Source organism: Sphingobacterium sp., from assembly GCF_039596235.1.
Taxonomy (GTDB): domain Bacteria; phylum Bacteroidota; class Bacteroidia; order Sphingobacteriales; family Sphingobacteriaceae; genus Sphingobacterium.
The window spans coordinates 79,825-95,531 of the sequence record NZ_JBCNKE010000011.1; the positions used below are offsets into that span (position 1 = coordinate 79,825).

A 15,707-nucleotide genomic window follows, 5' to 3' on the forward strand; every position below is an offset into this window, starting at 1 on the left:
AGCAAAAGTGGATGGAATAGAAAAAATTATTTTTGTGGAAGCGGAATTTTATCCTACCTTTGAAATCATCAGATGATATGACTATATGAAAACTGAACACATCATACGAAGATCGTTGGCTCAAGAAGTAGCTGCCGCAATTGAAGAAAAGATCAAATTGGGCAATTTTCCTTTAGAGTCAAAACTCCCTACAGAACCGGAATTAATGAAACAGTTTGCAGTGGGTAGATCAACTATTCGTGAAGCCGTTAAGTATCTAAGTCAGTCTGGGTATTTACATGTGCAGCAGGGACTGGGAACATTTATCAAAAGTGTGACCGGACATCATGCGCTCGACGCTAAAATTGAAAAGGGTAATTTTAATGATATTTTTGAAGTGCGCCATGTTCTTGAATTAAAAATTATTGAAAAGGCAGCGATAAATAGAACAGCAAATGGGCTCAAAGGCATGGCTACCGCGCTTAAAAATAGAGCAAAATATGCCGCTGCCGGAAATCTTATCGCTTGTATAGAGGCGGATATTGCCTTTCATAGCGCTATCGCTGAATCTTGTGGAAATAACATTCTGACGGCCTTGTATCATACCTTATCCACCCACGTTAACAAATTTTTCATGGAAATTTATAAGGACACAACTCCTTTCCTAATCTCGCAAAAGCAACACGAGGATTTAATGCAAGCGATTAAAGATAAAAATATCCAACAAGCTGTTGCTGTCGCCAATCAAATTATCCAGCATAAATAATTCCTTAACCTCCTTCTAATTTAAAATCCCGACAATCACATATAAATAATCACAAAACAAAACATCAGATGACCTGATGTATTAAGTATGAAAACAGAATCTTTAAATGCAGACGGCTCTTGGAATAGTTCCCAGACAGTCTACCCCATTTTATTTGCAATTAGTATTTCTCATCTATTGAACGATCTAATTCAGTCAGTTATTCCAGCTGTCTATCCACTATTAAAATCTAATTATGCGCTTAGTTTTACTCAAATTGGCATTATTACCCTAGTATTTCAACTGACAGCGTCCATTCTGCAACCTTTTGTTGGACTTTACACCGATAAGAATCCTACACCACGATCCTTAGCTATCGGTATGTTATTTTCCCTTGCTGGTTTACTTTGTATCGCTTTTGCTTCCAGTTTTATCTATATCTTGCTTTCGGTAAGCTTGATTGGCATGGGATCTTCTATTTTCCATCCTGAGGCATCCCGAGTTGCGCATCTCGCTTCTGGCGGTAAAAAAGGATTGGCACAATCGATTTTTCAGGTCGGCGGAAATGCTGGCGGGGCAATTGGCCCTCTCTTAGCTGCACTGATTGTCATTCCATTTGGTCAACAATATATTGGTACTTTTGGTGTATTGGCAATCTTGGCGATACTAATTCTTACCTACGTCGGAAATTGGTACCAATTGCACCTCAAACCGAAATCTACTGCTGCAACACATAACACTGCAGAGGTACATTCGAACTTGTCCAAATCCAAGGTCATCTTTGCCCTAGTTGTCTTATTAATCCTTATATTTTCGAAGTATTTCTACATGGCATCGATGACCAGTTACTTTACGTTCTATCTGATCGATAAATTTGACATTAGCGTACAAGAATCACAAATCTATCTCTTTGTTTTTCTGGCATCGGTCGCTATTGGAACGATACTTGGTGGCCCCTTAGGTGATCGTTACGGGCGTAAACTCATTATTTGGGTTTCAATACTTGGTGCGGCACCATTTACATTGCTATTGCCGCATGTCGGGCTAACGTTAACAATGATACTTTCTGTTCTAATCGGACTGATTATCTCCTCAGCTTTTTCGGCCATATTGGTGTACGCGACAGAACTGATTCCAGGTAAAGTAGGTATGATTGCGGGACTCTTCTTTGGACTTGCTTTCGGAATGGGTGGAATTGGCTCCGCACTTTTGGGGTGGCTGGCTGATAAAACCTCCATTGAACATATCTTCGACATCTGTGCCTATCTCCCGTTGATTGGCATTGCGACGGGCTTACTACCCAACATTGAACGTCAGAAAAAAGCCTGACAAAATACATCTCACCGATAATTATCGGTGAGATGTATTTATAAAAACTTAGTATCCAGGATTCTGAATAAGCTGGGTATTTCTATTTATTTCATCACGATGTAAAGAAGTAAAATACATTTTATCATCCCAGTTTCTATTTTCAATTCCAGGATCAATATTACTCACGACATATTTATAAGTATAGTTGGTCGGATCGTACTTATACAACGTTACTTTTTTATTATCTTTCAGCGTGCCAGTGATATTGATGATATTTGCTTTACGTCCTATGGTTTCTGCCGCTATCATCCAACGTCTTGCGTCAAAAAAGCGATGCTCTTCATAAGCTAATTCTATTCGTCGCTCATTCCGGTATCGGTTTTTGAGTGCAACTCCACTCTCTTGGACTGCAATTGCCGGCATTCCAGCTCTGAACCGAATACGGTTCAGCCAAGTTCTTGCTTCCGCTTCTTCACCTAGTTCGATACAGGCCTCCACATAGTTTAATACAGCTTCGGTATAGCGTAACATTGGCCAGGGAATACGTTGTCTTGTATTTTGATCCTCTTGTGCTGGATCTGGATCGACAAACTTTCGCATATAATATCCTGTTCTTGATCCGTTCCAATCTTCGACAGGACTTTTTCTGGTATCCAAGCCAAAATGTGTGACTTTATTGCCTTGGGCATTGATAATTTCATATTGACCGGTTTGGATTTGATTGTTGGGATCCCGCTTTGTTACATCAGCCGTCCTGGGTTTCCAGTCGGAGCCATCGTATAGAATTGTTGCCTTCAATCTTGGGTCACGGTTTTGATAAGGAGATGCCGCCATAGTAGCATTGGACCAATCAAACTTTTGTCCCTTATCCGTTTCATAGTCATCAACGAGTAATTGGATAGGCGTATTCCCCGCCCAATTGTGATAACCGTTCGGGCCATTGTCACGTCCAACCCATCCACCACGTTCGTCTTTTTCATTAATAAAAAATCGGCCCAAAATAATGTCTTTTGCCGCTGCGGCATCGGCCATTTTACTTCCTCCTCCTAAAGACAAGGCCATATAATTTGCAGTTCCTTCTGTCGCCGCTACGGGGGCGGACAGATCCAGCTTATAAGCAAAGCTGACCCGGTCCAGGACTGCTTTTGCTGCTTCCTTCGCTTTTTTCCAACGTTCGGTCTGACTCCCACTCGTGTACATTAGGTATTCCGGTTTGGTATAAGCTTTTAAGAGTGCAGACTTCATACCGGCTTTATTTGCATCATGAAGATCACTGGCAGCATATAACAGCACGCGGGATTTCAGCGCCAAGGCAGCCGTTTCACTTGCCCTCCCTTTGGCTGGCGTAATACCCTTTAATAGTAGCGCTGCACTATCCAGATCTTTCACGATCGCATCGACACATTCGGCATAGCTATTTCTAGGCTTCATAAAATCCTTATCATTTAAGGTATAAATCTTATTATCTATTGGTACACCTCCGTAGAAACGCAAGAGTTGTTGATAATAATATCCGCGCAAGAAATATGCTTCTCCCAGTATTTTATTCGCTTTTTCCTGATCAAACTTGGCCTGTCTCAAATTTGAAATAGCCATATTGCTTGCCCGGATACGTACGTACATACGTCCATATTCGTAGGTATCCATGATATAACCTTGATCAGCCGGATTAGACCGCGATTCAGTTACCGTATTAATCCCGCGATTTGGGTGTGTAAATAGTGCTTCATCTGTCATAGAAGCCATTTCTTGCTCGTAGAAACCGCCTGCACCAAAACCATTATAAATTTCTATCACAAAAGCCTCTGACAGGCCAGGGTCAGACCATACCAGTTCATTGGGAACTTCACTAAGCGGCTTTGTATTCACAAAATCATCGTTACAGGATTGGAATCCAAACGATAATACAAGTATTGATAGTGATATATTTGCAATTTTTTTCATTTTTTTATCTGATTTATTTTCCGAGAATAAACTTCCGAAGACGATTTGTTATCCCTGAAACCTATAGATTCATCGACCACAAACCTCCCTTTATTCTCCTAATTTTATAACGCTTAAAACGATAATAATACCCCCGCATTAAGAAGTCTTGCCTGTGGATAGTATTGCCCCAGTGCATTTACAGCCTCTGGATCATACATCTTGATTTTGCTCCATGTGATCAAATTCATCCCGTTTGCATATACACGCAATGAGCCTATACCGATCTTATCACAGATTGCTGACGGAAGATTGTAACCCAACTCGACATTTTTTAGACGCAGATAGTCTGTACTCCGCATCCAATAGGTATTGTTATAGGAGTAATATTGATTACTACGATCCGTTAACCGAGGGTACTCACTGCTCGGATTAGTTATACTCCAACGTTTATCGTAGAATTCTTCCAGAAAATTACCAATAGAACCCGATTCATCTGTACCAACACGGATTTCTCCACCTGTCGCTCCCTGGAACAAAACGGACAAATCAAAATCCTTATAGCTCAAGCTGAAATTGAATCCCCCCTGGAATGTAGGATCACTATTTTTGTCTCTTCTTACCTTATCATCTGGTGTGATTTTCCCATCACCGTTATAGTCTTTATATTTCATATCACCGGGGCGCAAAGTTTTGGTAATGGCGCTATAATCAAGTTTATTAGCGGCGATATCATCCATATCCCGGAACACACCATCATAAATATAATAGATATCGGTCTTGATAGGTTTACCTGTGCTTTGTTGCCAAGCAGGAGCTCCAGGAGCCTCATCCCAGAAAATAATCTTGTTCTTCGCATAACCGCCGTTGACTCCGACAGTATATCCAAGTTCGCCGACTTTACCTTTATAGCCAAGATTAAATTCCCAACCTTTATTATCGACCTTACCGATGTTTTCAGCAGGTAGCGTCATACCCGTGCTTTGCGGAACAGAAGCATTTTTTCGCCATAGGATCGAATTCCGACGATTTTTAAAGATATCAAATTCAAAATTTAACTTGCCTTGTAGGAATTGGAAGTCAAAACCTAAATTATAGTTATTGGCAACCTCCCAGGTAACCATTTCATTTGGTACCCGACTCTCAAATAATGTTTTGGCCAGCTTGTCATCCACAATATAGGTTCCGAATGAATAAGTGGAAAAGTATTGGTATTCTTGTAATTTATCTTCCCAATAAATATTGTCATTACCCATTTGCCCATAAGATGCGCGAATTTTAAAATAGTTGATAACTGGAATATTTTCCTTCCAAAAGTTCTCTTCAGAGACTACCCAACCAGCCATGGCACCGGGGAAAAACCCAAAACGCTCACTTTCAGGGAACATATAAGAGCCATCATAGCGCCAGAGAAATTCCGCGATATATTTACTTTTATAGTTGTAACCAAAACGACCGAAATAATTTAACCGTGCTCTCTTCCACGCTGTTCCATCATTATTTTTCTCCTGCTCTCCACCTGCAAACAAATAATCTATACTATTCGACAAGAAGTAACGTCGATAGGCGCTGAACTTATCGTTATCAATTGTCTCCCTGTTCACACCAGCTATCGCGTTTACTTGATGGTCTCCAAACTTTCGATCGAAACTTAAAATACCTCCTAAAAGGATATTGAGCTGATCTTCATTACTTTGATTTAGGTTAGGATCTGCAGGGCCACGTCGACCGGCTTGCAATAAAGGTGTTTTACCATCTGCTTCGTAGGCGCCCGGCCAGGAATACAATGTCCAGGGAGTAACCCAGGTTTTCTGGTTCTTTACGTATTTATCTACAGACGCATTTAATGTCAATTTTAGTCCTTCAACCCATGGATTCGTGATATCTACCTGTCCATTTGTCTGGAAATAATATCGCTTATCACGGTCATATCCGGTGGCATTTGTTGTAATAACAACAGGATTTTCACCATTCTCAATATCAGGACCGGGTTTCCCATTTGGCCAGATCGCTGGTTGCGTTGGGTTTCCGCGCATTAACATCCTAAAAATAGTGCCCGCACTTTTCGTAGGGAAATTACGGTTTTCCTGCCTTCCCAAAACCCCAAACTGTGTTTTGATATATTGACTTATATTCGCATCAAGGTTAATCCGTAAATCATATTGCTTGTAACCGGTTGCAGAATTTTTGTAATAAGCATCTTGATTTTGATAACCTAAGGACAATAGGTATTTTACATCTTCGGTACCACCATTAATCTGAAGGTTATGACGCTGTTGGGGCGACCAATTTTTCAGGGTAGATTTATACCAATCCGTGTTGGGGTGTCCCCAGGGGTCTGAGCCATCCTTAAATTTCTGAATATCATCAGGTTTAAAAGGTGCCCCTAATACAGTTCCGTCCTTTTTTGTATAAGATCCTGTCCCGTTTATAGAGGTCAATGCTGCTGACCATTCGTCCACAGGTAAATTGTAGATTTCAAGCTCGTTGCGAATTTCCGCAAACTGTGTGGCATCCGTCAACTTTGGAATTACTGTTGGTTGGGAATATCCTTGGTTGAAGGTATAAGAAAATTGTGGCTTACCTGTCTTTCCACGACGGGTTGTCACAAGGATAACACCATTCGCTGCCCTTGCACCGTAAATCGCTGCTGACGCATCTTTTAGCACCGAGATGTTTTCTATATCGCGCGGATTAAGCCGTTCGATTCCCCCTTCACGGGCTGGCACACCATCAATAACCACGAGCGGGCTACTATTTCCCAAGGTGTTAGTGCCACGAATCTTGATGGTAGAACCATCATATCCAGGCTCCGCACTACCATTTGTCGCTATTACACCCGGGATTCTGCCTGTCATTGCATTGGAAACATTCAACGCTGGCGATTGTGCTAGATCACTCCCTTTTACCGTAGCGACTGCACCAGTTACGGTTTCTTTCCGCTGTTTGCCATAACCAACCACAATGACTTCATCCAAGCTGGATTGGGAGCTTAGCAATGTCACATCTATGGCACGTCGACCATTGACGACTTCGTCCATGCTCTGTTTACCGACCATCCGGAAATTGACTGTACTATTAGATGGAACTTTGTCTAATTTGTAACGACCTTCATTGTCTGTTTTTGTCGCCAAATTAGTTCCATTAACCGAAACGGTTACTCCAGAAATTGGCATTCCTGTTTCATCTCGGACAACACCGGTAACACTTAGTTCTTGTTGAAAGAGGTTTGCGTAATGCGCGAAACCGGCAGCATTCACGGACTGGGGACTTAATGCTACTAAAGAGCATAATGATCCGGTCCAAAATGCTCTCTTCCATTGATTTGAGAAATAATGGCAATTAATCATAAAAACTGCTTAATGGTTTAAAATTGTATGTTTATTAGTTATTTATTTGCTTCCACAAGATGCTCGGTTTAGGATCTTATCAAAGGCGGTTTATAATTGAATTTTGAATATATGAAAATACAAAAATAAATAAACAATGCAAGTGTTATTTTAACACTATTTACAAACCACAGATTAACCCACACACTTACAGTTAATTAACAATCATACGATAGATAAAAATGTCCTACAAGAATCTTTCTAAATACCACCGCGTCTGGGCCTCCTATCTTCAATATATAATTATAGATTGTGCTATCTGAAGTCATCGAAAATATCCGTTCAAATACATAATATGCCATCATTTTACTTAAAAAAGAACAGTTGTATTATTAAAAAAACATGTTATAAGTTTTAATTATAATGGCGCTATAATTATATAAAAACATGTATTTTTATTATCAACGTATTTATTTGTTAATTGCGAACCGCAACAGCCACAATAATTTGGAAATATATTTTTCTCAAAAAAAACCTCCTACAAAAATGAAAACACATATTAGACAAGAAAGTCCAGAAGACTATGAAACCGTTTTTGAACTTATACGGAAAGCATTCGAACATGCTGAGCATACTGATCATCAAGAGCAATTTCTCGTAGAAAAACTCCGTCAATCGACTGGATTTATACCTGAGCTCGCACTGATTGCGGAGATCAATAATAGACCTTTGGGCTATATATTAGTTACAAAGATCAAAATCGTCGATGAAGAAAATAAGAAGGCACATTCTTCCCTTGCTTTGGCCCCAATTGCAGTACTACCTGATTTTCAAGGAAAAGGGATTGGAGGCAAACTCATTAACGAAGCTCATCGGATTGCAAGGCAACTCGGCTTCGGATCTATTATCTTATTGGGGCACGCAGATTATTATCCGAGATATGGTTATGTGCAAATGGTCAAATATGGTATCAAAATGCCATTTGACGTTCCGGATGAAAATTGTATGATTATCGAACTCCTTCCGAAGGCTCTCGTTGGAGTCAAGGGAATGGTTGTCTATCCAAAAGAGTTTGGTATAACCTAGGGTTGACCATATGTACCAGCCAAGCCTTTTCTTATTTAATATTTAATGGGATAATCCTGCATAAACTCGAATTGGTACCCATCACTTTTAAGTGCATCGATCAATGAAGATAATTGTTGTTGCCCTTTTTTAGTCTGAAACATGTCATCGTGCATTAAAAACACCACATTATTGGGTACCATTGAACTTTTATTGTTCATAAAGTTACGTATATGGGATAAAGTCGCTTCCTGACTCACAATCGGGTTACCGGTAACACTATTCAAACGCCATTCCACATCCCAGCCGAAAATACGATAACCATTTTTATGAAGCATATCAGCCGTTGTAGAACCATTTTTCAAATCTATTTTCCTGATATCATCATACATCCAGATATTTCTGCCAGGAAGCCTAACAATTTTGTGCTTGAGATTGAGGTCCTGTTCATTTTTTTCAAAATCGGCGTAGGCTTTTTCAGCATTGTTATAAAATCGTGAATATTGATTATTTGCATGTGTATAGCTATGATTATAGCAGGCGATTAAAGGATTACTTTCATACTTCTGAAGATCCCGTTTTCTCCCCTTGCTCATGTTTGCATGCTTACCGATCAGGAAAACACTAACTTTTATATTTTTCTCCTTTGCCAAAGAGTCTATCGCCGCACTTCCGATCAAAGGTCCATCGTCAAATGTCAAATAGATATGTTTGGGATAAGCATCAAAGGCTCTCCGCAAGGAGTCTTTCAAGTTACGTTTTTGTTGCTTTACGGAGATAGGATGTAAGCTATCGACTGTAAAATGTAGTTGATTTTTTTGAAGAGAATCCCACTTATTCAAAAGAACAGGAACTTTTTCCTTTTGAATTAACTTTTCATTTAAAGTATCCCTCCCGCCTTCTTTGTCACTACCCAATACTTTATTGGAGAAATCTTTGCACGACACATTACCCAAGATCACACTACACGTGAACAATGCAACCAATAGCCTTCTACACTTCATATCTATCCTAATAACTTAAGTGATTTTTTACTTTTCAAAAATACTATAAAAACCAACTTAAAAAGTATAATATTTTATAAATCCCTGTTTTCCGGGATAAATAGCTACAAAAATAATCAAAGTATTTGTTTAAGAGGTTTAATATCACATTTAGTTATTTGATACATCTACCAAAATGTTGAAACAGTCTATTTCTTTTTAAAAATCAAAGCCCTATTATATTCAAAGTTCATCCTGGCAATATTTAGGACAGAGATCCCCTGCGGACATTCAACCTCACATGCTTCCGTATTGGAACAGTGTCCAAAAGATTCTGCATCCATTTGCTTAACCATGTCGAGCACACGTTGATTTCTTTCCTCCTTCCCCTGCGGTAGTAAGGCCATATGCGTAATCTTTGCCGAAGTAAATAGCGCTGCACTCCCATTTTTACAGGTAGCAACGCAAGCACCACACCCGATACAAGCGGCAGAATCAAATGCTTCTTCAGCGAGCTCATGGGAAATGGGAATAACCGTGGCATCCGGAGCCTGACCAGTATTGATAGATACAAAGCCTCCCTGCGAAATAATTCGATCAAAAGCGGATCTATCCACTTTAAGATCTTTTTTCACCGGGAACGCGGACGAACGGAAAGGTTCTATCACAATAGTATCATTATCGTTGAACGAACGCAAATGCAACTGACAAGTTGTTGTATGTTTCAGCGGGCCGTGCGCAATACCGTTAATCATTACACCGCATTGTCCACAAATTCCTTCCCTACAATCATGGTCAAATTCAACAGGCTCCTCTCCGTTCACAATGAGCTTTTCATTTAAGGTATCCAGCATTTCAAGAAATGACATATGTGGATTGAGCCCCTGTAGGTCATAGGCTACCAATTTTCCTGCTGTTTGATTATTTTTTTGCCGCCAGATTTTAAGATGTAGATTCATAATTGTTCATTTTATTTGTAGCTTCTCTCCGTTGGCTGTACCTCTTCAAAAGTCAGTGGTTCTTTGATCAATTCTGGTTCTTCTCCCGCTCCTTTCCAGGCCCAGGCAGAGATAAATTGAAATTCAGCATCATTCCGCATCGCTTCTCCATCTGCTGTTTGGTATTCCTCCCTAAAATGGGCACCACAGGATTCCTCGCGGGTCAATGCATCATAGCACATCAATTCACCGATTTCAAAATAATCTGCAACACGTCCGGCTTTCTCCAATTCGGTATTTAATGAATTTGCTTGCCCGCTAACCATAACATCACGATAAAATTCCTGTTTAAGTTGCTTGATTTCTGTTATTGCAAATTTAAGTCCCTGTTCGTTCCGGGCTAGGCCACAGTAGTCGTACAGTAGCTTTCCAAGTAGCTTATGAAAATGATCGACAGTCTTACTGCCTTTGATTTGCAACAACTCTTCTATTTGCTTTTTAACCACTAATTCCGCCTTTTCAAACTCCACATGATCTGTGGAAATCTTTCCAGTGTGGATTTCGTCCGACAAATAATTGGCGATGGTATATGGGGCAATAAAATAGCCGTCTACCGAAGCCTGAAGCAACGAATTTGCCCCTAAGCGATTAGCTCCATGATCGGCAAAATTAGCTTCACCAAGCGCAAATAACCCCGGTAATGTTGTCATCAGTTCATAATCAACCCAAAGACCACCCATCGAAAAATGGGCCGAAGGTGAGATCATCATCGGTTCGGAATATGCATCATAGCCCGTTATTTTATGGTACATATCAAAAAGATTACCATACTTCTCTTCAATTTTTTGCTTCCCCTGCTCCTTGATTGCTTTCGCAAAGTCAAGGTAAACCGCATTTTTCAAAGGACCGATACCAAAACCGGCATCAATCCGCTCCTTGGCCGCTCTAGAGGATATATCCCGAGGTGCAAGATTCCCGAACGCGGGATATCGACGTTCGAGGTAATAATCTCGATCTTCTTCTGGGATATCATTGGCCGCTCTGTTTTCATCCTGTTTTAATGGAACCCAAATGCGACCATCATTACGTAAGGATTCTGACATCAACGTCAGCTTGGATTGATAATCCCCTGATTGCGGTAAAGAGGTCGGATGAACCTGAATCCAGCTTGGAGATGCCATCAATGCCCCTTTTTTATGTGCCCGCCAAATTGCCGATCCGTTACAACCCATTGCCAGGGTAGATAGATAATAGATTTTGCCATATCCACCAGTTGCAAGTATAACAGCGTGTGCTGCATGTCGTTCAATTTCTCCTGTATCTAAATTGCGGACAATAACACCACGCGCTTTCCCATCGATCACAACAACATCCAACATCTCGTGACGGGAAAATAGCTGAACAGTCTTTTTCCCGACCTGCCGCATCAGAGCCTGATAAGCTCCCAAGAGCAGCTGCTGTCCGGTCTGTCCTCGTGCATAGAATGTTCGGCTTACCTGAACACCACCAAAAGAACGGTTATTCAGATATCCCCCATATTCACGTCCAAAGGGAATCCCCTGTGCGACCGCCTGATCTATCAAATTCAACGAACATTCAGCCATTCGGTAGACATTTGCTTCACGCGCACGAAAATCACCTCCTTTTAAAGTATCCACAAACATCCGATAGACGCTATCGCCGTCATTCTTATAATTTTTGGCAGCATTGACACCACCTTGGGCTGCTACAGAATGGGCTCTTCGGGGACTGTCCTGAAAACAGAATGATTTGACCTGATAGCCCATTTCGCCAAGGGATGCAGCTACTGAACTTCCCGCCAGGCCCGTCCCCACAACAATGATATCTAATTTTTTCCGATTGGCGGGATTGACAAGCTTTGCAGTTTTTTTATAGCGTGTCCATTTTTGCTCCAAGGGCCCCGCTGGTATTTTCGAGTTTAAAGTCATGTCTTCACCTTTAGTTAACAGTATAAAAGATATAGATTGGCATGAATGCAAAACCTACGCTGATGATGATGGAATATGTAATACCAATTACTCTAACCCAATGGACAAATTTTGGATGATAGAGCCCTAATGTCCGCACGGCGCTATGAATTCCATGGATAAGATGATAGCATAATGCCACCATGGACAAAACATAAATAAGCACATACCACCATTGTTGGAACACCGCAATAACCAATATATAGAGGTCCCTATTTCCCTTTGCATCCAGCGGCGGAGCGCCAAACTTATATACATACCAGAAATTCTGGAAATGAATCACCAAAAATATTAGAATAAGCGTACCCAGAATTCCCATATTTCGGGAATACCATTTGCTTGCCCGCCCACGATGGTCAGACTGATAGCTCCCGCCTGACTTTTTATTCTTTATCGTGATGACCAATCCATCGATCGCATGCAGTATAATACTCAGATAAAGGACATACGAAACAATTTTAATCAAGATATTTCCAGAGAGAAAGTGTGAATAGGCATTAAACTGTAAATGTGCCTGCTCCTGAGGTAAAAATAACTGCAAATTGCCCAGAAAATGGATAAATAAAAAGAAAGCGAGAAATAACCCCGTTATGCACATAAGTATTTTCTTTGATAAAGTCGATAGCATAAGCCTTTTATTTAATAATAACCAATAACTTTCATCCATAAGCCACCCACCCCCATATAAATAACCAGCAGGACGATCCCGATTTCCAGACCACGCAACCACCAGGACTTAAGATCAACATAACCGCTACCAAAGAATACCGGTGCTGGGCCATGGCCATAATGCGTTAACACACCATATATGGAGCCCAGAAAACCAAGCATCATAGCCAATAGCATGGGCGGGATACCTAGCGATACACCCACGCCGAGTAATGCAGCATACATTGCGGCAACGTGGGCTGTAGCGCTCGCAAAAATGTAATGGCTAAAGAAATATACCAAAACAATGACAGGGAATGCAAACTGCCAACTCAATCCACCAATCTGTTCTTTGATCAAATCACTAAACCAGCCTATAAACCCAAGTTCATTCAGCGAACTGGCCATCATCACTAAAACGGCAAACCAAACAATGGTATCCCAAGCGCCCTTCTCTGCTTTTACATCCTCCCAGGTTAGTACCGATGTCAATAAAAGCAAAGTCAAACCGATAAATGCAGTAGTTGTCGCATCAATCGAAAGTGAGCCTCCGAAAATCCAAAGCGCCAAAAGTATAAAAAACGCCAATAACATCAACCATTCGTTTCTGGATATCGGTCCCATTTCTTTTAATTTTTCCGCTGCCATTTTGGGTGCATCACCCGTCTTTTTTAGTTCAGGTGGATATAGTTTATACAACACAAGCGGAACAACAAAAAAGGCAACGATGCCTGGTATAAACCCTGCAATAGCCCAAGACATCCACGTAATATCGATCCCAAGATTGGCAGCAAACTTTTGACACATTGGGTTGCTCGCTGTTCCGGTTAGAAACATGGAGGACGCAATTAAATTCATGTAGTAACTATTCAATGTCAGATAGGAACCTAACTTTCGATGCGTTTCAGGTTTGTCAGGAACAGAATCAAAACTGATGGCCATAGATTTCATAATTGGGTAAATGATACCACCGCCCCTGGCCGTGTTACTAGGTATCGCGGGAGCCAGGCACACGTCAGCCAAACCCAAGCCATAAGCCAGTCCAAGCGAACTTTTTCCAAAAACCCGAATAAAAAGAAATGCAATACGATTACCTAAGCCCGTTTTGATAAACCCCCGTGCTATAAAAAATGATATCCCTATCAACCAAATAACTTTATCCCCAAAGCCGGTCAACGCTTTCGTAATAGATTTCCCTGCATCTCCAGGAGCCAATACCTGTGTCAGTGCTGTAAATGCGATCGCCATCATGCACATGGTACCCATCGGCGCGGCCTTCAGAATGATCCCAAGTATGGTCGCTGCGAATATGGCGAATAAATGCCAAGCTTCAGGGCTAACGCCTTTAGGAACTGGAATAAACCACAAAATGAGCGCAACAATAAAGGTGATGGCAACATTTTTGATACTAATTTCTTTCATAATAATGGAGGTTTAAAAGATTAGAATCTACTTTGTACTTGTACGATAAATAAGTTTTTATTGTACTCATTGGTATTCTGAGTCTGCTTCTTATAGCGATCAAGTTGGAGGCCAAGCTGTATCCGGGCGCCATAATTTTTTAAAAACTCCAGACCAAACATTGGCGTAAAAGTTTGCCTTGCATTTGCATTTAACTTATAATTCGGATCGATATACTCATAACGACAGGAAAGCTCAAATGCACTGAGGTTAAAATAGTTGACTTCATACCTTAAATTCGGGAGGAAATAGATGCCTCGAACCAGATAGTCACTTAATTTTGAAGCACGCGAACTCTCATCCAACGCATAATATAAGTTATGATTGATAGCCTGTTTTGCTTCCAGCTGCATATCCAAGTTCCAGCGTTTCCCAAAATCTACGTTTCCGCTCAGATCTACCCCCAGCGCATGTACTTGCTTTTTCATGACCTCACCCACACCGCCATTCAGCCCAAGATTGACCCCATATTTTTTTGACAATCCAAATACCAAGCGCGTTGAATATTGTTTTCCATTGTCATTATCAACGACCTGGTTTTTACCATTTCCATTGACAATAGAAAAAGAATAGCTAAATGGCATATCACCTAAATTAACCTCCCCTGTTGCAGCCATTCCGATCTGAAAACTCGCCCAGCCTAATTTTCCAAATTCAAGGTATTGATTTGACCAATCCAAGGATTTAATAATATCGATGGGATAAGTTTCCTCAATACCAAACCAAGGTCGAAACTGTCCAACGGTAATGGCGAGTTTAGGGCTAAACGTATATTTTAAATACGCATTTTCAAGAACTTTTGTCTTTGGATCACTTTTAAAATCAGCTAGATTGGCCAGGACGGCGACTTCAGTTCGCTTACTAATCTGCGCACGCATCTGCACCCGCATATATTTCACCATAAAATTATTGTCCGTTCCAGAGCCATCACTATGGTGGAGTCCGTTGACATCAACATCTTTATTTGCGCTTACAAGGTATCGCGCCTGAAAAAGCCCCTTTATTTGAAGTTTAGGATAAGTTTCTTCTTTAGGTTGCTGTACAGTGTCCCGCTTCGCCTGTTGAACTGGAGCGGATTCTTGTCCTTTTACAGTCGTACAAAAGAGTATGTATAACACAGAAACTGGAATGTAGAGTTTCCTCATATCTAAAATAATTAACTATTTGCCAGTAGCCTAGCACACTTTTCACCGTCAATAAATGATCTATTCAAAATTATTCTCGCTTTAATAACATATTAGCTGAAAGATGGTTTTATTTTTTTTAAAAAATTTTGTATCTAAAAGAAAGTTTGCCCAAACAGCGGTCAATTTGATAAAATTCCACGTTTTTGTGTA

The 15,707-nt window shown here is 40.7% G+C and carries 11 protein-coding genes; 3 read left to right on the forward strand and 8 right to left on the reverse strand.

Annotated elements, in window-relative coordinates; genetic code table 11:
• Positions 1-85 precede the first annotated feature (85 nt).
• Both ABDW32_RS20705 and ABDW32_RS20710 read left to right on the forward strand, forming a co-directional pair.
• Positions 86-745 (forward strand): FCD domain-containing protein, encoded by a 660-nt coding sequence (locus ABDW32_RS20705; RefSeq protein ID WP_343565740.1) that lies wholly within the window; start codon positions 86-88, stop codon positions 743-745.
• 87 nt (positions 746-832) lie between these two features.
• Positions 833-2,053: an MFS transporter gene (locus ABDW32_RS20710; protein ID WP_343565741.1), complete on the forward strand. Its 1,221-nt coding sequence runs from the start codon at positions 833-835 to the stop codon at positions 2,051-2,053.
• Positions 2,054-2,101: 48 nt separating this feature from the next.
• On the opposite strand, the gene ABDW32_RS20715 is transcribed toward ABDW32_RS20710, so the two are convergent.
• Together ABDW32_RS20715 and ABDW32_RS20720 are read right to left on the reverse strand one after the other, a co-directional pair.
• Entirely contained in the window at positions 2,102-3,979 is a 1,878-nt protein-coding gene (locus ABDW32_RS20715; RefSeq protein WP_343565742.1) for a RagB/SusD family nutrient uptake outer membrane protein, read from the reverse strand.
• A 113-nt stretch (positions 3,980-4,092) separates the two neighbouring features.
• Complete coding sequence (locus ABDW32_RS20720) at positions 4,093-7,308, reverse strand: TonB-dependent receptor (RefSeq protein WP_343565743.1); 3,216 nt, start codon at positions 7,306-7,308, stop codon at positions 4,093-4,095.
• A 525-nt stretch (positions 7,309-7,833) separates the two neighbouring features.
• Here ABDW32_RS20720 and ABDW32_RS20725 point away from each other — a divergent pair.
• Complete coding sequence (locus ABDW32_RS20725) at positions 7,834-8,373, forward strand: N-acetyltransferase (RefSeq protein WP_343565744.1); 540 nt, start codon at positions 7,834-7,836, stop codon at positions 8,371-8,373.
• Positions 8,374-8,408: 35 nt separating this feature from the next.
• Here ABDW32_RS20725 and ABDW32_RS20730 read toward each other — a convergent pair whose 3' ends face one another.
• The 6 genes from ABDW32_RS20730 to ABDW32_RS20755 form a co-directional block, all read right to left on the reverse strand.
• Positions 8,409-9,356 (reverse strand): polysaccharide deacetylase family protein, encoded by a 948-nt coding sequence (locus tag ABDW32_RS20730; protein WP_343565745.1) that lies wholly within the window; start codon positions 9,354-9,356, stop codon positions 8,409-8,411.
• 188 nt (positions 9,357-9,544) lie between these two features.
• Positions 9,545-10,294: a succinate dehydrogenase/fumarate reductase iron-sulfur subunit gene (locus ABDW32_RS20735; protein WP_343565746.1), complete on the reverse strand. Its 750-nt coding sequence runs from the start codon at positions 10,292-10,294 to the stop codon at positions 9,545-9,547.
• Between the two features lie 11 nt (positions 10,295-10,305).
• Complete coding sequence (locus tag ABDW32_RS20740) at positions 10,306-12,222, reverse strand: fumarate reductase/succinate dehydrogenase flavoprotein subunit (RefSeq protein ID WP_343565747.1); 1,917 nt, start codon at positions 12,220-12,222, stop codon at positions 10,306-10,308.
• A 10-nt stretch (positions 12,223-12,232) separates the two neighbouring features.
• On the reverse strand, positions 12,233-12,928 hold the full coding sequence (locus ABDW32_RS20745) for a succinate dehydrogenase cytochrome b subunit (RefSeq protein ID WP_343565748.1): 696 nt from the start codon (positions 12,926-12,928) through the stop codon (positions 12,233-12,235).
• On the reverse strand, positions 12,901-14,331 hold the full coding sequence (locus ABDW32_RS20750) for an anion permease (protein ID WP_343565749.1): 1,431 nt from the start codon (positions 14,329-14,331) through the stop codon (positions 12,901-12,903). The genes ABDW32_RS20745 and ABDW32_RS20750 overlap by 28 nt, the downstream gene beginning before the upstream one ends.
• Positions 14,332-14,351: 20 nt before the next feature.
• Positions 14,352-15,515 (reverse strand): porin, encoded by a 1,164-nt coding sequence (locus ABDW32_RS20755; RefSeq protein ID WP_343565750.1) that lies wholly within the window; start codon positions 15,513-15,515, stop codon positions 14,352-14,354.
• Positions 15,516-15,707: the final 192 nt, after the last annotated feature.

Excerpts from the sequence above, each read along its gene's own strand:
- ABDW32_RS20705 (WP_343565740.1), top strand. The coding sequence starts at position 86 with ATGAAAACTGAACACATCATACGAAGATCGTTGGCTCAAGAAGTAGCT.
- ABDW32_RS20710 (WP_343565741.1), top strand. The coding sequence starts at position 833 with ATGAAAACAGAATCTTTAAATGCAGACGGCTCTTGGAATAGTTCCCAG.
- ABDW32_RS20715 (WP_343565742.1), bottom strand. The coding sequence starts at position 3,979 with ATGAAAAAAATTGCAAATATATCACTATCAATACTTGTATTATCGTTT.
- ABDW32_RS20720 (WP_343565743.1), bottom strand. The coding sequence starts at position 7,308 with ATGATTAATTGCCATTATTTCTCAAATCAATGGAAGAGAGCATTTTGG.
- ABDW32_RS20725 (WP_343565744.1), top strand. The coding sequence starts at position 7,834 with ATGAAAACACATATTAGACAAGAAAGTCCAGAAGACTATGAAACCGTT.
- ABDW32_RS20730 (WP_343565745.1), bottom strand. The coding sequence starts at position 9,356 with ATGAAGTGTAGAAGGCTATTGGTTGCATTGTTCACGTGTAGTGTGATC.
- ABDW32_RS20735 (WP_343565746.1), bottom strand. The coding sequence starts at position 10,294 with ATGAATCTACATCTTAAAATCTGGCGGCAAAAAAATAATCAAACAGCA.
- ABDW32_RS20740 (WP_343565747.1), bottom strand. The coding sequence starts at position 12,222 with ATGACTTTAAACTCGAAAATACCAGCGGGGCCCTTGGAGCAAAAATGG.
- ABDW32_RS20745 (WP_343565748.1), bottom strand. The coding sequence starts at position 12,928 with ATGGATGAAAGTTATTGGTTATTATTAAATAAAAGGCTTATGCTATCG.
- ABDW32_RS20750 (WP_343565749.1), bottom strand. The coding sequence starts at position 14,331 with ATGAAAGAAATTAGTATCAAAAATGTTGCCATCACCTTTATTGTTGCG.
- ABDW32_RS20755 (WP_343565750.1), bottom strand. The coding sequence starts at position 15,515 with ATGAGGAAACTCTACATTCCAGTTTCTGTGTTATACATACTCTTTTGT.